Origin of the sequence: Patiriisocius sp. Uisw_047 (assembly GCF_047730165.1) — a bacterium.
Taxonomy (GTDB): domain Bacteria; phylum Bacteroidota; class Bacteroidia; order Flavobacteriales; family Flavobacteriaceae; genus Patiriisocius.
This window is the reverse complement of sequence record NZ_CP159834.1, coordinates 1593714-1615082: the sequence shown is the minus strand read 5'-3', so window position 1 is coordinate 1615082 and position 21369 is coordinate 1593714. Positions and strand designations below refer to the sequence as shown.

General features: G+C 38.3%; 18 protein-coding genes. 2 read left to right on the top strand and 16 right to left on the bottom strand.

Annotated features, from left to right (window positions below; genetic code table 11):
* Positions 1 to 39: 39 nt before the first annotated feature.
* Positions 40 to 786: a CDP-alcohol phosphatidyltransferase family protein gene (locus ABXT71_RS07210; protein WP_415370664.1), complete on the bottom strand. Its 747-nt coding sequence runs from the start codon at positions 784 to 786 to the stop codon at positions 40 to 42.
* Between the two features lie 192 nt (positions 787 to 978).
* On the opposite strand from ABXT71_RS07210, the gene ABXT71_RS07205 reads away from it, so the two are divergent.
* Complete coding sequence (locus tag ABXT71_RS07205) at positions 979 to 2046, top strand: PorV/PorQ family protein (RefSeq protein WP_415370663.1); 1068 nt, start codon at positions 979 to 981, stop codon at positions 2044 to 2046.
* A 97-nt stretch (positions 2047 to 2143) separates the two neighbouring features.
* Here ABXT71_RS07205 and ABXT71_RS07200 read toward each other — a convergent pair whose 3' ends face one another.
* Positions 2144 to 3190: an NAD(P)-dependent alcohol dehydrogenase gene (locus ABXT71_RS07200; protein ID WP_415370662.1), complete on the bottom strand. Its 1047-nt coding sequence runs from the start codon at positions 3188 to 3190 to the stop codon at positions 2144 to 2146.
* Between the two features lie 263 nt (positions 3191 to 3453).
* Here ABXT71_RS07200 and ABXT71_RS07195 point away from each other — a divergent pair, with 263 nt between their 5' ends.
* The gene (locus ABXT71_RS07195; protein WP_415370661.1) at positions 3454 to 4626 is read left to right on the top strand and encodes a DUF4105 domain-containing protein; all 1173 of its coding nucleotides are present in this window, start codon (positions 3454 to 3456) and stop codon (positions 4624 to 4626) included.
* 29 nt (positions 4627 to 4655) lie between these two features.
* Here the strand turns inward: ABXT71_RS07195 and ABXT71_RS07190 are convergent, their stop codons facing one another.
* The 14 genes from ABXT71_RS07190 to ABXT71_RS07125 are packed head-to-tail and all read right to left on the bottom strand — an operon-like array spanning position 4656 to position 21330.
* Complete coding sequence (locus tag ABXT71_RS07190) at positions 4656 to 6053, bottom strand: sugar transferase (RefSeq protein ID WP_415370660.1); 1398 nt, start codon at positions 6051 to 6053, stop codon at positions 4656 to 4658.
* Between the two features lie 40 nt (positions 6054 to 6093).
* Positions 6094 to 7119 (bottom strand): glycosyltransferase family 4 protein, encoded by a 1026-nt coding sequence (locus tag ABXT71_RS07185; protein WP_415370659.1) that lies wholly within the window; start codon positions 7117 to 7119, stop codon positions 6094 to 6096.
* Positions 7079 to 8386 (bottom strand): O-antigen ligase family protein, encoded by a 1308-nt coding sequence (locus ABXT71_RS07180; protein WP_415370658.1) that lies wholly within the window; start codon positions 8384 to 8386, stop codon positions 7079 to 7081. The genes ABXT71_RS07185 and ABXT71_RS07180 overlap by 41 nt, the downstream gene beginning before the upstream one ends.
* Positions 8387 to 8436: 50 nt before the next feature.
* Entirely contained in the window at positions 8437 to 9489 is a 1053-nt protein-coding gene (locus tag ABXT71_RS07175; protein WP_415370657.1) for a glycosyltransferase, read from the bottom strand.
* Positions 9486 to 10598 (bottom strand): glycosyltransferase family 4 protein, encoded by a 1113-nt coding sequence (locus ABXT71_RS07170; protein ID WP_415370656.1) that lies wholly within the window; start codon positions 10596 to 10598, stop codon positions 9486 to 9488. Before ABXT71_RS07170 ends, ABXT71_RS07175 begins: the two co-directional genes overlap by 4 nt.
* The gene (locus ABXT71_RS07165) at positions 10595 to 11599 is read right to left on the bottom strand and encodes a glycosyltransferase family 2 protein (protein ID WP_415370655.1); all 1005 of its coding nucleotides are present in this window, start codon (positions 11597 to 11599) and stop codon (positions 10595 to 10597) included. Before ABXT71_RS07165 ends, ABXT71_RS07170 begins: the two co-directional genes overlap by 4 nt.
* A complete protein-coding gene (locus tag ABXT71_RS07160; protein ID WP_415370654.1) occupies positions 11592 to 13121 on the bottom strand; it encodes a glycosyltransferase family 2 protein in 1530 nt (509 codons plus the stop codon). Before ABXT71_RS07160 ends, ABXT71_RS07165 begins: the two co-directional genes overlap by 8 nt.
* Positions 13118 to 14269, bottom strand: coding sequence for a glycosyltransferase family 4 protein (locus tag ABXT71_RS07155; protein WP_415370653.1), 1152 nt, complete (start codon positions 14267 to 14269; stop codon positions 13118 to 13120). The genes ABXT71_RS07160 and ABXT71_RS07155 overlap by 4 nt, the downstream gene beginning before the upstream one ends.
* A gap of 1 nt (position 14270) precedes the next feature.
* Complete coding sequence (locus ABXT71_RS07150) at positions 14271 to 15353, bottom strand: glycosyltransferase family 4 protein (RefSeq protein WP_415370652.1); 1083 nt, start codon at positions 15351 to 15353, stop codon at positions 14271 to 14273.
* A complete protein-coding gene (locus tag ABXT71_RS07145) occupies positions 15344 to 16735 on the bottom strand; it encodes a hypothetical protein (RefSeq protein ID WP_415370651.1) in 1392 nt (463 codons plus the stop codon). Before ABXT71_RS07145 ends, ABXT71_RS07150 begins: the two co-directional genes overlap by 10 nt.
* Positions 16728 to 18467 carry an asparagine synthase (glutamine-hydrolyzing) gene (gene asnB, locus ABXT71_RS07140; protein WP_415370650.1) on the bottom strand — a complete coding sequence of 580 codons (1740 nt, stop codon included), beginning with the start codon at positions 18465 to 18467 and terminating at the stop codon, positions 16728 to 16730. Before asnB ends, ABXT71_RS07145 begins: the two co-directional genes overlap by 8 nt.
* Entirely contained in the window at positions 18467 to 19165 is a 699-nt protein-coding gene (locus tag ABXT71_RS07135) for a cytidylyltransferase domain-containing protein (protein ID WP_415370649.1), read from the bottom strand. Before ABXT71_RS07135 ends, asnB begins: the two co-directional genes overlap by 1 nt.
* A complete protein-coding gene (neuC, locus tag ABXT71_RS07130) occupies positions 19165 to 20325 on the bottom strand; it encodes a UDP-N-acetylglucosamine 2-epimerase (RefSeq protein WP_415370648.1) in 1161 nt (386 codons plus the stop codon). The genes ABXT71_RS07135 and neuC overlap by 1 nt, the downstream gene beginning before the upstream one ends.
* Positions 20326 to 21330 carry an N-acetylneuraminate synthase family protein gene (locus ABXT71_RS07125; protein WP_415370647.1) on the bottom strand — a complete coding sequence of 335 codons (1005 nt, stop codon included), beginning with the start codon at positions 21328 to 21330 and terminating at the stop codon, positions 20326 to 20328.
* Between the last annotated feature and the right edge of the window lie 39 nt (positions 21331 to 21369).

Genomic DNA, 21369 nt, shown 5'->3' with positions numbered 1-21369 from the left:
CTTTAAGTTCAAAAATCCACAACCGTAAATCTCCAATCGTTAATCACTAATCTCCTTCCAAAAAAGTGACAGTAAAATATATAACAATATGATTACCGGTATTGCCAGAAAGTGAAAGAAAAATAATCCTATTGCACTTATAAGCAAAAACACATAACGGATGGCATTGCCTTTTAAATCCCAGGTTTTAAACTTTAAAGCGAAGAGCGGGATTTCTGCATTTAATAAAATACAGCTTAAGATCGTTAAGCCTATCAGCACCCAAGTATTTAAAATGATGCCTGTAATCATTTCTGTTTGCTGAAATGCTAAAATAAGAGGCAAACTTAAAATCAACAATGTATTTGCTGGCGTGGGAAGACCTATAAAACTCGTGGTTTGTCTTGTGTCTACATTAAATTTAGCTAATCTATAACCGGAAGCGATGACAATTAATAAGCCCACAAAAGGCAGGTATTGTACCAAGCCTTCATTCCAGCTATTTTCTGAGAAAACCTCAGTGATATTTAAGTAATCTCCTGTAATGGAATAGCTAAGGAGTTGCACCATTACAAATCCTGGCACCACACCACTGGTCACCATATCTGCTAGCGAATCTAATTCTAAACCTACTTTACTCGATGCGTTTAAAACTCTAGCTGCAAGACCATCAAAAAAGTCGAAAAATATACCTAGAAACGCAAAGAAGGATGCAGTCACTAATTCTCCAGACATAGCAAACATAACAGCTACACAGCCGCACAATAAGTTTAATGATGTAATGATATTAGGTATTTGCTTAATCATAAGAGCGGGTTTTTTACTAGCGATTTTTCAGTCCTTAAATTTTCCGAAGTATATATCAAAGGAATAGAAATAGGGCTACTTTTGTAAAAATAGGAAAGTATTTTCGTCTAAGGTAGTAATCGTACAATATGTGATTAAAAATATAGTTTAGTATTGTATAAAATAATGAGATATTTGTCCAAAAATAGCAGGTTGAAACAACTTATTCTTCTTTTCCTGATTGCAGGATTTTCTTTGCAGGCACAAACGGTACGTAAGTATTCTAATGAGTTTTTAAACATTGGGGTTGATGCACGCGCTTTTGGGATGTCTAATGCAATGGTTGCGACCACAGGAGATGTAAATTCTGGATATTGGAATCCTGCAGGATTGACAAGGCTTGAAGACAAACAACTGTCATTAATGCACGCTTCTTATTTTGCAAATATTGCAAATTATGACTACGCAGCTTTTGCAATGCCACTGGATGATAATAGTGCGGTTGCTTTTTCATTGATCCGTTTTGGGGTGGATGACATCTTAAATACCACACAACTTATTGACGACCAAGGACAGATTAATTATGATCGTATTAGCCTTTTTTCAACGGCAGATTATGCAGGTACATTTAGCTATGCCCGTAACTTGCCTTTAGACGGTTTTAGTTTTGGTGTAAATGCTAAAGTGGTGCGGCGTATTATTGGTGATTTTGCAAATTCGTGGGGCTTTGGTCTTGATGCTGGATTTCAATTTGAAGGTGATAACAATTGGCAGTACGGATTGTTAGTTCGCGATATAACAACCACATTTAACGCTTGGTCTATAGATGAAGATGAGTTTGCAGAGATACAAGGAGCCGTCGAAGGGCAGAATCAAGATTTACCAGAAACTACAGAAATCACAATCCCAAAAATGCAACTAGGAGTAGCAAAGCTATTTACATTTAATTATGACTACACCTTGCAAACAGAACTTGACCTCAACTTTAGATTTGCAGAGACCAACGACTTTTTAAGCACTCCTAATCTTAGTATGACTCCAGCATTAGGTCTCGAGTTTGGGTATCTAAATATGATATTTGTACGAACCGGACTTGGTAATGTACAAAACACAAGAAAACTTGATGGAACAGAATCTACAAGTGTTCAACCAAATCTTGGGGTAGGATTTAAATACAAAGGTATCGCAGTAGATTATGCCTTGACAGATATTGGTGATTCTAGTGCTACGCTGTATTCTAACGTGTTTTCAGTGACCTTAGATTGGGAGATATTCCGCTAAGCGATAGGCAATAGGCAATAGGCAATAGGCAAATTTGAAAAAAGCGCATTATCTCTTCAGATAATGCGCTTTCAACTATTAATAAAACTGAATCCTACTAACTCAGTGACTCCATTTCAATTACAAAACGGTATTTCACATCATTCGCTTTAACTCTGTTAAATGCTGTGTTTATTTCTTCCATTTTAATCATTTCTACGTCACTCACAATATTGTGCTCTCCGCAAAAATCTAGCATTTCTTGAGTTTCTTTGATTCCGCCTATTAACGAACCTGCGAGTCTTTTTCTTCCCATGATAAGATTTCCACCGTGAATAGGATCTAGCGGCTCTATAGCACCTACAAAAACCATCGTTCCATCAATTTTTAGTAACTGTATATATGGATTTGCATCGTGACCAACAGGAATTGTGTTTAATAAAAAGTCAAAACTACCTTTATGTTCTTTCATTGCATCTTTATCTTTTGAAATCAGCACCGCATCCGCTCCTAGTTTTTTAGCATCCTTACTTTTCCCTTCTGAAGTAGTAATCATTACCGTCTCTGCTCCCATCGCGTGAGAAAACTTTATTCCCATATGGCCTAGACCTCCTAAACCAATTACGCCTACTTTATCACCCTTCTTAACATTCCATTGGTTTAATGGAGAGTATGTGGTGATACCTGCACACAATAAAGGCGCTACTGCTTTTACATCTAAATTTTTTGGAATGCTCAAAACAAATTCCTTATTCACTACGATTTTCTGCGAATACCCTCCTAAAGTCTGACCTCCTAAATGTTTGTCTACACTGTTATACGTTGCCGTCATTCCCTGCTCACAAAACTGCTCAAGGTCATTTTTACAAGGTTCGCAAGTCTGGCAAGAATCAACCATACACCCTACTCCTACTAAATCTCCCAATTTAAATTTAGAAACGTTCTTTCCTATTTTAGTTACTTTACCTATAATTTCATGGCCAGGCACTAAAGGATATTTAGACCCTCCCCAGTCATTCGCTACTTGATGAATATCACTATGACAAACGCCACAATACGTAATATCTATTGCTACATCATCATCTTGTACCTCTCTTCTTTCTATGTTAATTTGTTCTAAATCTACTGCCTTTTCTGTTGCTGCATATGCCTTTACTTCGCTCATAACATTCTGTTTTACGTAAAGGTACGAAGCACGGGTAGCTGTTCTATTAAGATGACTTCATTTTGTCACAAGATTAACATAGTCTGTTATAGAGAGTGACTCATGTCTCTAAAAGCTATCGGGACGCGAGTCGAATATTAAAATAAATAAATGATGTGCATTACTTCGGAAATAGTATAGACACGTTTGCTTTATTAACTAGCAAACCATTGCCAAATTTTTAGCTAAGCGTTACCTTTGTACTAATCAAAATTACACACGATTTGCGCACTTTTCTTTATTCTTTATTCCTTCTACTCTGCATTGTAACTGCACAAGGACAATCGTATCCCTTTTCTGAAGACACGCGCATTAGCGTCCTGACTATGGGGCCTGGAACAGATTTGGCGGAAAAGTTTGGGCATAGCGCTTTTAGGATTAACGACCCCGTAAGTGGGATTGACGTGATTTACAACTACGGCGTCTTTGACTTTGAAGCGCCTAATTTTCTCCTCAATTTTGCAAAGGGGAAAATGATTTACAAACTTGATACTGGCAAGTACGCACTTTATAAAAACTATTACGCATCTCAGGGTCGGTGGATGAAAGAGCAAGTATTGAACTTATCACAAGAAGAAATGATTGTGGTTGCTACTTATTTGCAGAACAATGCCAAACCAGAAAACAGCACTTATTTATATGATTTCTTTTATGACAACTGCGCGACAAAAATGAGGGACGTGCTTGAGATCTCTTTAAGAGATGATCTTACTGTTTCTGATGCTTATGTACCAGAACAATTTACCTTTAGACAGTTAATCCAGCAAAAACTAAACGCTAATTCTTGGGGAAGCATAGGTATCGATATCGCACTAGGAAGTATCATTGACAGAACTGCAACACCATCACAACATCAATTCTTACCAGATTATGTATATGAAGCGACCAAGGAGGCAACCATAAACCACAATGGTGTTGATGTGCCATTAGTATTAAAAGAAAATGAATTACTAATTAAAAAAGAAGGTTTAACAGAGTTGAGTTTTCTTTGGAGTCCGTTAGTTATTTTTAGTCTTATTGCATTGTTTATTCTATATACCACCTATAAAGACAATAAGCAACAAACGAGAAGTAGGTTTTTAGATTTCACATTACTATCTATCACAGGGCTTGCAGGATTACTTTTATTCTTGCTATGGACAGCAACAGATCATACGGCAACAGCAAACAATTATAATATGTTGTGGGCTTTTCCGCTCAATCTTATCTTGGGGTTTGCACTCTTAAAGAAAAGCCCTCCGCGATGGTCTAGAAAGTATGTCTTCTTTTTATTAGTGCTTTTTAGCTTGTTAAGTATCCATTGGATCTCTGGAGTGCAAGTATTTGCTCCCACACTTATTCCTTTGTTTATTGCCTTGATCTTGCGTTATGTATATGTGTGGAGGTTTCTGAAATAAGAAGAATTAAAAAAATGCAATTTCATTAGTTACTGCCCTCGATAAAAGATAATCGTGCTCAGCGTCTTTACTATAATACTAATATCAAGAAAAAAACTTCGATGCTTGATATAATACAAATCAAACTGAAGCTTCCTTAAAGCATCTGCATCTGTAGAGCCATAATCTGCATTTACTTGAGCCCATCCTGTAACACCAGGTTTCACTAAGTGTCTCACTTCGTAGAAAGGTATTTTTTTAGAGAGTTCATTCACAAAAACAGTTCGTTCTGGACGCGGTCCTATAATACTCATTTCGCCTTTAATCACATTTAAGAATTGTGGAATTTCGTCAAGACGCGTATTTCTTAAAAACCGACCAAACTTTGTCACCCGAATATCACCCTTTTGAGCAAATTGTGCTCCTGTCTTCTCTGCATCTACCACCATGCTTCTTAATTTAAATATCTTAAATGGAATGCCATTTTTCCCCACACGTTCTTGGGTATAAAACAATGGACCTCTGTTACCTATTATGTTTCCAATAAAAACAATGGGTGACAACAACAAGCCTAAAACTAAGCCTATCACAGACAAGAAAAGATCTAATCCTCTATGAAAGAACAAATAGAGTTTATTCTGGTTGCTCCTGCTAAACGGGAAAAACTTATAAAAGTCTTGATCTATTTGCTGTACGGGAACGCGTCTATTTATATCTTCATACACTTGCGTATATTCCCTAATAGACACCCCAGATTCTAGCATATGCAACAACTGGTTATAGAGAGGCAATGTAATCCCTTCATAGGCAGGCGCCGCAACCACCACTTCAGAAATGGTATGCTCTTTTACGAGATCAAATAATTCGCTATTCTTAAATTCTAGTAATGAAACTCGGTGCTGACCAGTATAGTTGTTCTCACCAGATTTCACATAACCAACTACTTTATAATTTGGATCTGAGGCTTCTAGCGAGTCAATAATGCGTTCTATTTCTGGTCCATCTGCAATTAGTAAAACGCGTTTATTAAATCGTGCCGCAGACACAAACGTGACATAAACATAGCGCCATAAGATGAGTGACAAGTTTATAGAAATGTAGAAATACACTATCTGCAAACGATTTTCTGGAAGCTCTGGAGTGAAAAAAGGAGTCAAGAGATAAAACAACACCGTAACCGAAGTTGTCAAGATTATATTCTGGATCGTGACCTCAAATTTCCCAGCCTTTTGTAAATTATATAATTCAAAAATGGTAGCAAAAATGGTGAGGTAAATCCCAAGTACGATTGACCAAACCCAGTGAACAGCATTAATTTTAAAATAGTCAAAATTAAAAAGCTGACTCACCATATAAAGCATAGCAAGCACGACCGCAATATCAATTAATCGTAATAATACTTTCCGCTCTGAGATATCAAAGTGGATGCTGGTTTTATTTGCAGGCATTTAAAATGTGTTAATCAGAGTAAAAATAAGTGATTTAAACTTAGAAATTCAATACTTTTTGCCAAGACTCCCTGATATTCGACCAGTTGTAGTTTTCTACCTTTAATTTTGCAGCCTGAGACATCGCTTCAGAAATATTCTGGTCAACGCATAGTAATTCTATGGCATTCACCATAGCTTCTGCGTTTTCTGGCGGCACTAAAAACCCATCTACTTCATTCTCGATTAAATAAGGCAATCCACCTACATTAGTAGAAACAATAGGAAAACCAAGCGCCATGGCTTCAATTATACTCACGGGGAGATTATCAAAGTTTGTGGTGTTTATAAAAACATCCGATTCGGTAGATAATTCAATCCAGCTTTCTTTTGATAGTAATCCTGTAAAAGTAACAGGCAGTGATTTACGAGCCGCCACTTCTTTACATTTTGCCAGACTGCCATCCTTTTCTGGGCCTACCATACAGAGACTAGCCTTATGCCCATTATGAATTAATTGTTCTAAAACCTCAAGCGCAAGCAAAGGATTATAAATTTCAGAAAAAGACCGCACCCACAACAAATTAGGCTGTACTTTTTTGCGAGGCTTAAAGGGATATTTCTCTACTTCAATGGCATTAGGAATATATTCAAGATTAGTAAACCCTTCTGCCTCGAAAGCTTTTAATAGATAATATGATGGTGCAATATTCAAGCGTGCCCCTCCAAAGTACTTAACACTCTTTCTTGGATGTAGCGCTATTCGTTGTGGCAAATTTCCGCCGTGAAGAATAGGAAAATAGGGAATATTATATGTTCTACACAAGGAACCAATGAGAATAGCAAAATAGAAATTTTTCGTGCTGTATGTATCAATAAGGACTGCATTAACTCTATGGCGTACACGAAAAAATGTGGCGACCATTTCTAATAAACGATGCGCTTTATTCTTTTTATCTGAAGCGGTAATCACCACGTATCCATCCGCTATTAATTGCTCAGATAGCGTATCGATCACCGTGGGCGTGCCTCCTTTATTGGCAAGCTTATTCCCTATGTATAAGAGTGTCTTCTTCTTTTCTTTCATTAGAGATAGATAAAACAGAGAGCCCATAAATAAATGCAGGGGCCGCAATACGCATCGAACTGTGGTTAATTGTTAAAAACCAAAAGGCCAAAAACGAAAATAAATAAAGATTGCTTCGATTTCTAGATCTGAGCACAAGTGGTGTCAATAATAAAATACCTAAAGCAAAGATGCCAAGAATACCATGTTCAGATAACATTCTACTTACCTCATTATGAGTGGTAGAAATATATCCTAATTTTTCTTGGTGAACCTCTTTAGACCTTCCTACTCCTATCCCTATAAATGGGCTATCCTTAAAAGCCTCAAGCTCTCCTGCTATTAGTTGTCTTCTTCCTGTACTTACATCTGCTTTCTCTCGCCCAGCTGCATCTTGATTTGCATACCTTTTATCAATAAGTCCCGAAGTAAAAACAGAGGTAATCAGCCAGGTGAAAATGCAGACTCCTGCTACAATCCCAACTTTCGTGAGCACATAAAAGCGCTCCTTTGTGCCTACTTGCCTAAAGTAAATAATTAGAAAAACAGATGCACAGACTAATGCTACAATCACTCCTCCTCTGCTAAATGTTACAAACGCTCTATATCCTAACAAGCCAATAAGGCTTAAGTCTACTAGCTGTATGAGCTTATTTTTAAACAAGAACAATCGAGCAAACAACAAGAACATACCTAACCCTAAGACAGTAGCAACCTGATTAGGACCAAAACCACCAGAAGCTTCATAATTAGATTGTGTGCCCGTAAGTACGTCTCTAATATCTGGAGTGAAAAAATATAAATATACTGTCATTGCCACTATAGGATACAGGCAGGCATTTAAAATTTCGTGAAAACTTTTTCTAGTGATTTTGCGATCATAACAATATAAGGCACTCACACCCAGACATACTGGACCGCTTAGATTGAAAGTTACCGTGCTTAAAAAAGTAGTGCCATAATGTATTAATGCCGCGGTTACAAGAACTGCGGGCATCAGTAAAAAAACATATACAACGTAAGGCCAAGACCTTGTATTAAAGCCCCTATAAAACATCCCCACTAACAGAAAACCTATTACTGCAAACTTGGCAAACTCATAAGAGAATCCAACGCCACCCGTCATTCTCGAAAAAACCTCAAAGCCAATCACATAGGAGGCCGCGATCAATACTTCGTGATTTCTATTGCGATTTTTAATTGTTAAATAGAGTAGATAGACCAGCGCCCCTAAAAAAATCAGCTTCACCGAACCCCTAAACAGGTAACCCACAAAGCCCATCAACATATGAAGGGCTATAAAGAAAAGGTACGATCTGTTCTGGTAAATCTTGATAATTAATTGTTTTTATATAATTCTATGAATTGCGGTATTACAGCCGCGACGCTATATTTTTTCAGTACGTGATTCTTGAATCTCTTCGCATCATCCTGCCTTTTATCATCATCAAGCATATATGCTTTTAATAAATTTTTAAACGAAGTTTCGTCATCTAAAGGCGCTACTTTTCCAAAAGTACTAATAACATCTTTACAAAATCCAACATCTGTTGTTACAGGAACTAATCCAGCCGCACCATATTCTAACAATGCTAAGGGAAGCCCTTCATAACTCGATGATAGCACACCTATTTTTGAAGAAAGTAATTCTTTCTTCACATCAGATTTATCTCCTAAAAATGAAACTTTTTCTATTAATCCATTTGCTGCCACAAAATCTTTTAACATTTTATAATAGGTATCGTTAAAAATCTTCCCGACCAGCACTAATTCCCATTTTGGAAATTCTTCTAGTAACAATGCAAATGCTTTGAGTAAATACAGATGGTTTTTAGGTTGTTTCAAATTTGCAACACAGATAATGCTATTGTTTCGTTGGTTTACAGAATTGTATACCGATACATCGACAAAATTTGGAATATACATCACATCACTGCACTTCAAATGTTGTTCGCTCCATGTTTTAAGTTCTGGGGTTACTGCGATAATTTGATCAAAATAACCAGAACAGAACCGAAGTACTTTATGTTGATTTCCTGTGCTTGTAATTCTGCTGCCATAATGCTCATGCCAAACCAGTTTAATCTTAGGCAATACCATTTTTAGCTGTGTAGCTATAAAAAAAGATGTTCCGTGAGCGTGCACGTGAGTGATGTCATTATCTATGCAAAATGCTCTAAGTCGTCTAAGGGCATTAATAGCTACTTTCCCTTTCTTCTCTAAGAAAATATAGGGTATTGATACGTCTAACTCTTTCTTTAAAGCACCCTCCTCGCGAGTGACGCAAATATAGGAACCTTCTATTTTAGTGTGCAAAGCATTTGCCAAAGTCACTGCCATCCGTTCTGCTCCTCCTGGATGTAAACTATCTATTAGTTGAAGCACTCTCATTGTAGCAAGTTACTTATTTCTTGTTCAAAAGTATCCAGTGTATATTGTCTAGACCAAATTAGGGCGGCCGCACTCATTTTTTGCAACTCTGGTTTATTTTCCAATAACGAAATAAGAAGTTCCATATCTTGATCTTGATCTAATGTTAGCAACAAACCTCTTGCCCCGTGATCCAGCATCCACGGTACGCAAGAAACAGCCGTGCTTACCGGTATCGCTCCCCAGAACATGGCTTCTACCACTACCTTTGGCCAACCTTCAGACTTAGAGGCTAACAATAAAAAATGTGCTTCCTGATAGCCTTTTTTAACTTCTTTGGCAGCTTGATTTCCTTTAAATACTATGATTTCATTTAGGCCATTTTCAGCGACATACAGTTCTAATTCTTGTCGCAACACACCATCTCCGTAAAAAGTTAAAGAGGCAGGGATTCCGTTCTTAACTAATTTTTCTACCAGTTGTATTGCGTATAAAGGGCGCTTCCCTGCTACCAAACTACCTACAAATAAAAATGTATAGGGTGTAGAAAAAGTTTTATTAGGAACCGGGCTCTTTTCCGTATTCCAGTAAGATGCGGTGAAAAAAGATTTTATATTTTTTGATTGTCCTTCCCATTCCCCGTACACTAACACCTGCATATTCTTGGTTAAAAACGTATTGCTCAAAATCCATTTTTGCAATTTGTAGCTTAGGGGCTGCTTCGCTTTGGGATCCCAATTTCCGGCGTATTTTGCTGTTTTCTTTTTCTTCGGAAATAGCACTTGTACGATACATCCCACCAAGCCTATAGTACCCGGACATCTTAAATGAATGTGATCTGCCCGGCGCATTTCAATAAATAGTATCCAAAAGATTATCGGCAAATTAATGAGTGATTTAATACCATTGCCCAAAGTAATAAATGCTAATTCGGAGATTTTCTTTACTCGAGGATTTTTTTTATAGGCTAAGTCGATTTTAGTTACTGCCGCGATTGAAACTGGAGCGACCACACACACCTCATCAACAAGTGCATTCCATAAATCCATCTCCCGCACATATGGCGCATAAGAATACACTTGGTCATTTACCAAGATATGTGATGCGTGTGTGATGATGAGAAACTTCACTTAATTTTTGGTTTGTTTAAAAATAAAGAAAACCAACCTACCGTTCTGCCTAATGCTTCAGTAAACGCTTCTTTCCTATTTCTCGTTGTGATGACGTTGATCCATCTTATTTTTGTTAACATAATAGTAATTGCATTCCATTTAAGGCGGGCAATAAAGGAAGGTTTTGGGTGCTTTACGCGCCATACATACCATCCGTTTCTAACTACCATCTTTCCATACTTATACTTACTTGGCCTCCCTCCCGCGTCGTGGTGATGCTCTAATTGTGCGGCGGTGTTTACGTATAATAAACCTTCATTTGATAAACGCAGCGTATAATCTGCATCTTCATACAAGCCATAACCTTCAAAGTATTCTGAAAACTTATGATTGTCTAGCATCTCTTTTTTATAAGAAGCTACGCCGCCCATAAACTGCTCGACAGGATACGTCTTTCCAGATGATGGCAGAAAAGAAACGCTCCTGCCGTGTGAAAATTCTGGCATATATCCGGGAGCCACGTTAGAATCTAAGCCTAACTTTTTACGCAAAACAAAACGAGAGCCATCAGATCGCACCCAACCATCATAGGCAAATTGATTAGCACTTATCTGCGCTCCCACCTCCAAAGGTTGCCATTTTACTTCGTTAGTGATATAACCCCCAACGCCTAGTGCTTCTGGAAAACGATCATAAGTACTTATTAATTCTTTCAAATATTCCTGAGACACAATCGTATCGTCATCTAAAAAACAAACAATCTCCATCGCATCACTTACTTGCTCGATGCCATAATTTCGTTGTTTAGTCAAACCTCTTTGTGCTTCGGAAACTTTATGATAGTGCAGGTTTCTATATATTTTTTCTTCTAGAGCGATTTTAGTCTCATCATCTATGGATCCATCGATAATTAAAATTTCCGAAGGGATTAATGCGCCTTTAAATACAGAATCTAGCAGCGTCACCAAGGGTATGGGTCGCATATAGGTACAAATGATAAGAGCGGTTTTTTTAATCATTTTTATGTAGTAATTTTTCTGCCCATTTTATACTTGAGTCCCAGGAAGCAGTCATCTTCTTGACGTAAGCAAACGGATTCTTCATGCCTTGATTTTTGTAAAACTTCACAAACAGTAAAAACTTATAAGAGTTAAACTGCGGTACAGTAAGGTACTTTATTTTGTAGCACATCACCGTTGGTGAAGGCTTTGGACTAACGGCATCCTGCTCCCATTCTTTTACTACCTTATTTCTGAAACCTCCCATGGGCGCCTTAAGGTGCATTAATTGTATCTGTGGTATATAAATCACGTCTGTCCCGTCATTGCGCAATTGCATTCCAAAATCACCATCCTCTCCGTGGCCATGTTCATAGGCCATATTAAACTTTTTTTCGCCTATTGCGCTCGTTTTTACTAAGCTTGTACCAGAGCCAAAACCTACCCATTGCACGGGTTGATTCAATCGTTCTTGCTCGTGTGCTTGTAAACAACTAAAGGTAAGTGCTTCTGCATTATTAATAGTTGCTGCGTGTAAAGCCTCTTTTAATACAGATGCCTCCATTCTTATATCATCATCTGCAAAAAACACCCAATCACTCGTCACCTGCGCTAGGGCTCTATTCCTGGCATTGCAAGCACCTGTTTGATTAATAAACGTATGCTCAATTTTAAATGGCCAATCATCCTTTAGATAATCAAGCAGAGAAACACTTCCTACTTCAGGATTTTGCTCAACAAGGAATACACGTTGTGGGAGATGCGTTTGTTTTGCAAGGTCCAACAAGACATCGTATAAATATTTTTTTCTCCCCATAGTGGGAATTAGCACATCGATACTATCTCTATGTTCTTTGTTCGCTACATTGTCTGCTTTTGGAGCATACGACATGTGATGCTTTGCATGGAACAAAGCGAGCAGCGCATAAAAAAACGTACATCGTTTTTCAAATACTAATTGTTGAAATGGCAATAAAAATAACCATCGCTTTTTATAATGTTGTCTCACAAAACGGAATAAACGCTGCGAACTCATTTTTTGATTTCGGCTACTTAAAACCTCATCTATCGTCAATAAATTTGGGGTAGAATAACAGAATAGCCCTTGCTGCATTCCGAGCTTTGCTATTGCGTTTAAATAATACGGAAAAAGAGTTTCTTTTGACAAAGAAGAAGTAATCGCGTTGAACACATCACTATTAGTTGCTCCCACCGTATCACTCATTAACCAAGTAGGATACTTGACATTTTTATTGACATTAATAAAAAGCGTTTCTTCTACATAGCCTATGTCGTTAGACATATAATTAGTCTCGGGGCTAAACGAGTGGAGTGTATTTCTTGCTATATTATTGCTTCTGAAATAGTCTAAATTTAAACTCGCGCGATATTCCTTTGCTACCCATATTAATAAGGTATCTCGATGCTCCTTGGCTATTCTTAAAACAGTTTTTAAGAGCCCATGACCTTTATACCCAGCGACAGAAACAGATTCGTTTTCTAGCTGAACAACCTTATCGTTATGATGCGTTATAATGATCATATAGCCGCAGTATCAATTATTTGTTGATAATAGGAAACGGATAGCGCTGCTACCTTTTCTCGATCATATTGCTCTTCTGCCGTTATTCTTGCTGCGCTCCCAAAGGCTGCTGTTTGATCGGTATCTAATAAGAGCTGTACAATTCTATTTGCAAATTTTAAATGATCCGTGGGATGCACAAGAAATCCGTTTTCACCATCAGTTATCATTTCTGTTGCCCATCCTACATTAGACGCCACTATTGCTTTTTTCATCGCCATGGCTTCTATCCAAGATACTGGAAGTGCTTCTGCAAAAGTGGGAAAGACACAAACAGCCGCTTTTTCTATGTGCGCCTTCATATCATCATAAGCTACTTTACCTAAATAGCTAACACGCGCTGCTGCGCTTTCAGAAAACAAAGGCTGCATTAATGACCAAGTAGACGCGCTTCCTGTTTTTATATCACTACTATCAGACCCAATTAGAACTAAGGTAGCATCTGGCAAAAGCGCTATAATTTTATTAAATATGAATGGAAGTTCTAACATCCCCTTTTTGCGTATCAAGGTTCCAAAATACAGAATGGTTTTCGCATCGCTTGTGAGCGCACTTTGGCTAAAAGCATTAAGATCTAACCCATTTGGGATTACGGTAATTTCTCTATTTGTATTAAATAGTTGATTCGTTAATTTTCCTGTAAATGCACTCACAGAAATAATACCAGCTGCTTTTTTAAAGGCTCGTTTCTCATGATATTTATTTCGAGGCTTTACCGGACGTTCCTCTAAATGACAGAAATAGGTATCGCTGCCGTGCAACCTTAGCACCAAGGGACACTTTATATTTAGTCTAGAAGTAAATCCAGTCCAGTCTGGTGCTTCTAAAATCGCGATCTTATCTTCATCATACAATCTATTAATAAGTCGAGAGACTTTCTTTTGTGTGAGATAGAGCGATAGCCCTTTCACTTTGATATTTTTAATTGCATAAAAAGTGATTCCGTTTTCTGTAAAAACAGCGTCCTTTTTCTGGCCGTAGATGAGGATGCTTACGGGATGCCCCAATTGCACTAAGCCTTGGCTCAGATGCACAAGACTGCTCCCTATACCTCCGGCAGGCCCAAAATTGGGATGCGGATATTCTGGACTTAGGAAAGCAATTTTCATGTTATTGAATCAATTTATAATGATTGTGAACCATATGATCTATCGTGAATTCTTGTGCAATAGCAGTTCTCGTATTATTGGTAATGCCTTGTTTGCCTTCATACAGTCTTTCTATAATTTCCTTTAATGCTTCTGTATCTTTAGCCGCAAAAATATAACCGTTCTCTCCACCGATAACCGCTTCTTCATTTCCTCCCACAGGCGTTGTGATCACAGGAACATTCGCCGCTAAACTCTCTAAAATAGAAAGACTGAAACATTCCATATACGTAGGCTGTATCATATAATCATAGGCCGCATAGGTCGTATGCAATGTTGGGCTATTCCCCATAAACTGAAATACGTGATGCAATCCTTTCTCCGTAACCATCGTTTCTAACTGCGATTCATAAGGCCCGTCCCCATAAATGTCTATAGTTAATTCCTTGGTAATTTCAGAAGAAAGTAAACTCACGGCGGTAATTAAATCTTGAATTCCTTTAGATTCCCGAAGATGCGATGCCACGAGAAATCTAGGGTTTAATTTTTTCCGATCCTTTTGAATCAGGATATGATCTATAATAACCCCATTATAAATGGTCTCACATTTATGTGCAATGCGTCTACCAAAATCTTTTTGCATCTCAAACACCGTATAATGAGAAACCCCAACAAAGACATCAATAAATTTGCTATAAAGCCTTCCTTTTAATTTTTTCATCACCCGCTTGGTTCTGGAATAACCGCCCAAGGGCCTTGGATTATGGTCTACAGCAATCATCCTTGCTTTGGTTCTTATTTTTACCTCTTGGAAAAAAGGGGTGCACAGTTCTAAAAAATGGGTAATAACCACATCATACTTTGGTTTTTTCTGTTTTAGGTAAGACAAAAAAGTAAACTCGATAGACGTGTTATCATCTGTAGCCATAATGTCAAAATGAGCATAGCCACTATGATGAGAAATATTCGGGAAGAACCAGTCCACTTTTATCCCTTCATGCTCGCATTTTTTATGAAATGCCCAAAAGAATTGATCCATCCCTCCTATCCGCTCGGGAAGGAGTTTATAATCGCAGAGGATGGCTATATGTTTGTTTACGCCCATTGCAGCAGTGTTTGTGCCATTCGTTTCCCAGTGCCTTCTACCGGAGCACCTATTTGTAAGGCGATCAAATCGTGCTGCCCTTTTACAAGTAGCAATGGTTTTTCTATAAGTAGGTTAATTGCATCTACTAACTCTGTTTTATTTTTCACTATCATGGTTGCCTCGCTATTCACGACGTGCTTGATATGCTCATAGGCTAAAAATCGCTGGTCATTATATAAGCCGTTTCCACTAGTGCCGAAGACAGGATTAATCACAGGCTTATCAAACTGCATAAAGTCTAAACTCATGGTAGAAAGCATATTTATATTCAAATCAGAATAGGTGAGAATTGCTCTTAGGTCTGCGATATCATCTAATCCAGGAACACGTTGAGACCAAGCTTCTTGGTGTGCACCTCTGCTTATTTTCCAGTCTGGAAAATTCCATTTAATGAAAGGAAAATTATTTTGTATTTGGCTAAACCGGATAGGATCCTCTGCTGGAGATGTTCTAATCAACAGGTTTACCATTGGGATTTCTTTATTCACAATCGCTTCACATATAGCAGTGATATACAATTCATCATTCTTACTCGTAGAAATATCTCCGCAACTAAAACAAATTATTTTATACGCTTCGTTTAGGTTAAACTTGCTATAAAATGCCTCTTTAGGTTCATTATATCGTTCCATTACATAGGGTTCAAACTGTGGCGTACCAACCACTTTTATTTTTTTTGAAACGGTATGCGGATAAAAATGAAGCAGTTCTTTTTTCATAAGATCGCTCCATACTAAATAGGAATCAAACGTTGCTGCCATTCTTCCTTTTGACGCAAGATTATCCCAGCTAAAAATAAATGAGGTGGTTTTTATATTCTTCCAAATTGCCAAAGCCGCTAAAGGCGCAATAAAGGCAGGTCGTTGGTGGGTAAAGAACAAAACATCTACTTGCTCGCGCTCCAGAATTTCCCGATACTCTTTTGTGACTAAATGATTTTTAAAACTAGCTTGTTGCCATTTTTCATATTTCAGAATCCATTTTTCTGAATGAAAGAAGTACGTCCACCCATAGACAAAACGAGTAGCAATACCCCGCGGTGACAACCTGGATGCTCGGTTTGCTCTTAGGTTATCAGCAATCCCAAAATTATCCTCTTTATGCAATCTAAGATGTGAGACTTCTTTAGCTTTTCTAAATAACCATGTTTTAAATGGCTCGACAAAAACACTTAATTCTACAAGAGGCACGATCGTATGATTCTCATATACCGTTTTTGGCAAACAAGAAAGAATCACTATGGAATCAAATATTTTTTCAGCCTCTCCAATAAAGGTGCCAAGGATAAAGTTGCGAAACCCTACTCCATCTGTGATAACTACACCTAATTTTTTACTCATTGTTGTTTTTTTCAGTGGCTAGAAGTTCGGCTAGGTTCATCCATTGCCAAATATGAAAACTCGCATCTTGATCACCATCAAAATAGCGTTCTAATTCTTCCTCTAAAATAGCAATATCAAACCAATTTTTGTAGCTAGAATTCTTTAAGATGTTCACCATGTTTTCCACCAAAGGACGTAGTTCGTTTGCAAGCCATTCTCGCTGGGGAGTTTGCAAAGGCCTTTTAGGGGCTAAGGTGATCGTCTCCTCCACATAGCCATCTACTATTTTGCGTACCATATATTTATGAACCCCTTCTTTTATTTTAAACTTTGAATGCTGTGCAAAAGCAAATTCTACAAGTCTATAGTCTAAGAATGGTTCGCGAAGCTCCGTGCTTGCAGCCATAGAAACACGATCATTAAAGCGTAAGGCTCTAGGTATTTTTGTAAAAAACAAATCACGATATTGTACGTTTTGCATCGCATTATCAAAGGGTTCTGGATATACGGGCTTTTCTGCTTTCTCTATAAAGTGGGTCGCAAGAACATTTGGTCTTAATGGAGACTTTTTCACGCCTTGTATGGTAGCCGTGGGTGTATTTGGGCCTTCTATCAGGTTTTTATAATAATCGTACCCTGCCCATTGCTCATCCATCCCCTGCCCGTCGAGTAAAACGCTGACACCTTCTTGACGTGCTTGCTTAAATATAGCGGCATACGCCATGGTTGGGATTCCACCAAAGGGTTCATCTTGTAAAGCACACATGGCAGTAAAATTAGTTCGTGCCATTTCATCATCAAAAAGCACGGGTCTTAATGGACAACCCGAAGTCTTTACTAATTTTTTTACCCAAGGTAGCTCATCATATCGTTCATCTCCAGTATAAAAACTATAGGCATTGCAAGCTGTTGCGTCTTGTGTTAATTTTATAAATGTGAGTAATGTCGAGCTATCAAGACCTCCACTACAATTAACACCTACAGGAACATCTGCCCTAAACCGAAGACTAATACTATCGATAAGTAAGGCCGTATAATACGCAATAATTTCTTCTTCCGTATCTAAGACTGGCTGCTTATGCACCGCCTGTTCAAAATGATACCATCTTTTTTTGACTACTTGCTTCTGAAATATACTGGCTTGACATCCTGGCTCTAATTGCTGTATGCCTTGGTAAAAAGTTTCTGCAGGCATTCCATAACTCCCAAAAGCGAGATAGGATGCCCACACTTTTTCGTTAGGAATATTGGGAACTCCTGCTGCCAGCAATGTTTTTATTTCTGAAGCAAAATAAAAGCAATCGTCGTGATGCGCATAATAGAAAGGCTTTACACCAAAACGGTCGCGAGCCGCAAATACCGTTTTTGTTTTTTTGTTATAAATAGCAAAAGAAAACATGCCATTAAAATACTTCAAAAAGTCTGCTCCCCATGTTAAGTATGCCGCTAGTAATACCTCTGTATCTGAAGTGGTTTTAAACGTATAGGTGTTTTTTAATTCTTCTCTTAATTCTAGATAATTATAAATCTCGCCGTTATAAACGAGTACGTAATTTTCATCTTGAGAATAAAAAGGTTGATTGGCATCTTCAGAGAGATCAATAATGGAGAGTCTGTTGTGACCTAAGGCAATATCGGTTTCATAAAATGTTCCCGTAGCGTCGGGGCCTCGATGCTGCTGTGCCGTAAGCATTTGCCTCAACACCTCTGGATTTGCGTTAGACCCTATGATTCCAGCAATGCCGCACATTAGAGATGTAGTTTTTTAGCGAGTACGACTGCTGCTTCCCAATCTTCTGGTGTGTCAATATTAATATGCCGTTCAGGATCTGAAAGGATATAGGAAAGTGAATTTCCGTAGAACGACTTTTGTTGTATTAATATTTCCGAAGTAGTGATATAGATAGCGCCATCCCTGTGATACGCTGTTGGTAAATCTTGACGTCTTTTTATAATTTCTTTCTCGCCAGTGTACAACTCAAGAGCGCCTTTGTCATTCTCCTTATACACCCAATACGGATTATACTCATGCGGCACAGGCAGCACAGAAACAAGTGCATCACAGTTCGCATCTTCAAATTTTGTGATCGCTTGGTCTATAAACGCAGCACTTCTAAAGGGATTCGTTACCTGAAGAAGGCACACCGCATCATATTCTTTGCCTAATTTTTTAAGTTCTGCTAGGGCGTGAAGTACAACGTCTATGGAGCTCGCACTGTCTGTAGCAAGTACCTCTGGACGAATAAAAGGAACTTCAGCACCCGCTTCTTTAGCTAATGTGTTTAAGGTTTCGTCTTCCGAAGTAAAAACAACATCGGTTAATTTTTTACTCTTTAAAGCCGCTTCTATGGTGTGCACCAATAATGGTTTACCAGCAAGCACTTTCCTGTTTTTACCAGGAACTCCTTTGCTACCACCTCGTGCCGGAATAAGCCCTAACATTCTCATTAATACGTGATTGTTTTGTGAAACCGAAGTTCTATAGTAGAAAGAATGTCTGCAATTTGTTTTCCACTTTCTCCTGTACCGTAGATGGTTTCTTGTTCGTTTCCTGGCGCATTCAATTGCGCCGTAATCGCTTCTTTGATCTCTTCTTCTGTGTACATCACATCAATAACATTGTTGCCCCGCAAGCGTCTATTTTGCCGAGTCCCGATGTTGACCACCGGTACGCCTAGATAAGAGCACTCTCTAATCCCCACGCTACTGTTTCCAATCAAACAACTGCTGTTTTTAAGTAGTTTTAAAAAATCTAAGGGCTCCATGTTTTTAAAGAAATGGATATGTTCTAAATCATGATGTTCTCGATAGGAACGAATTCCACTAGAAGTACCATCTGCTCCGGCATCTACATTAGGCCAAAACCAAAAGGTAGGCACTTTGAGTTCATCTATGACCCGCAATGTTTTTAACACATCTTCTCTCGCAGATGCATACTCTGTAGTCACGGGATGTTGCATCACCACGAGATACCCATTGTTGTAATCAAATTGTTGCCCTACACCACCATATTTCTTGAATGGATCAAAATCTAATGAGGGGTTTTTCACTACCTCAGCAGCAAGATCAATCGAGGGACAGCCCGTATTGTACACATAGTCAGGATCTTCGCCCATTTTTATCACGCGCTGCTTTGCATCATCGCTCGTTACAAAATGTATGTCCGCTAGTTTTGTATTTGCATGCCGTACTTTTTCATCAATATTCCCTGTCACTTCTCCACCTTGTAAGTGAATTAAAGGAATGTTTTGATAAGCAGCAGCAATCGAAGTTGCAATCGTCTCAAAACGATCTGCAATAGTTAGTACGGCATCCGGCTCTAGATTGTAAAACACATTTGCCAGCTCCATCAAACCCAAACCCGTAGTTTTTGCCATCGCAGTTTTGTTCTCTCCTTCGAGAACCATAAATACTTTTTCGTTAATGGTAAAACCATCACGTTCTATAAAATCTACTGCGTTGCCATAGCGGTCTAATAATGCAGATCCAGCCACTACTAACTGTAACTCTAGTTCAGGATGGTCTTTTATTGCCTGCAAAGCGGTCTTTACTCGACTATAAGAAGGTCGAGCGGTAATTACTGCACATATTTTTCTCTTGTCGCTCATTTATTCAAGTACATCTTGTGTTAAGAAATCCCACTTTGAGAGGGCTGCGTTTGTTTGTTTTCCTAGAATGTCTTGAAATTGAGCTGCGTCAATCCCAAAGCCTTTCGGTTTTTTTGCTTCCAAATCTTCAAAGGACAGTATATGCCCTTTTGGTAAGTCTTTGTTCACCGCTAAAGATTTCTCAAAAATCTGTTTTAGCGCTGTAAACTGGTTGTTATCATTTTTATCAATAGGATGCTGCAATGCCTTTGCAATCGCTCTAATGGAGTGCACCATTTTTGGTATTTCTGAAATTTCAATTGATGAAGAAGCGTCCGGTCCAAAATCACTGTGACTAAACACCGCGTGAAATTCTAAGATTTCTGCGCCTAAAGCAGCTGCAGCGATACAGGTAGCAGATTCTGCAGAATGATCTGAAAAACCTATAGGCACATGATATCTTTCTTTTAATTCTGAAATGACATTTAATCCATACTGTGCGGGTAGCGTTGGATAACTCGTTGTGCATTGTAAAATGGAATAGTCTGCTTTTTTCTTTTTCAAAAAGGATACCGTTTGATCTAATTCTGCAAAAGAACTCATCCCTGAAGAAACAATAATTGGCTTACCTGTTTGCGCCATTTTCTCCAGCAACAAAAAGTTATTTACTTCGCCCGAGCCTACTTTGTAACGCTTCACTCCTATTTCTTCAAGTAAGTCTACAGCAGCATTGCTAAAGGGGGAGGATATAAATTCTACTCCTGCTTTTTCACATCGGGCTTTCAGCTCCTTCCACTGTACTTTTGAAAACTCCATTCGTTTCCAGTAATCAAAGCGTGTGGCATCTTGATCACTAAATTTTATTCTGAAAGGTTCGTGTATACTGCTTTCTGCCGCGGCAATATGGGTTTGAAATTTAATCGCATCTATACCAGTTTCAGCTAAAGCGTCTATATAATCAAGGGCTTTGTCAAAACTACCATTGTGGGCTTGTGCTATTTCGGCTATGATAAACGGGTGGGTCATACATATGCAATTTACCAATTTTGAAACAGATTTATTGAA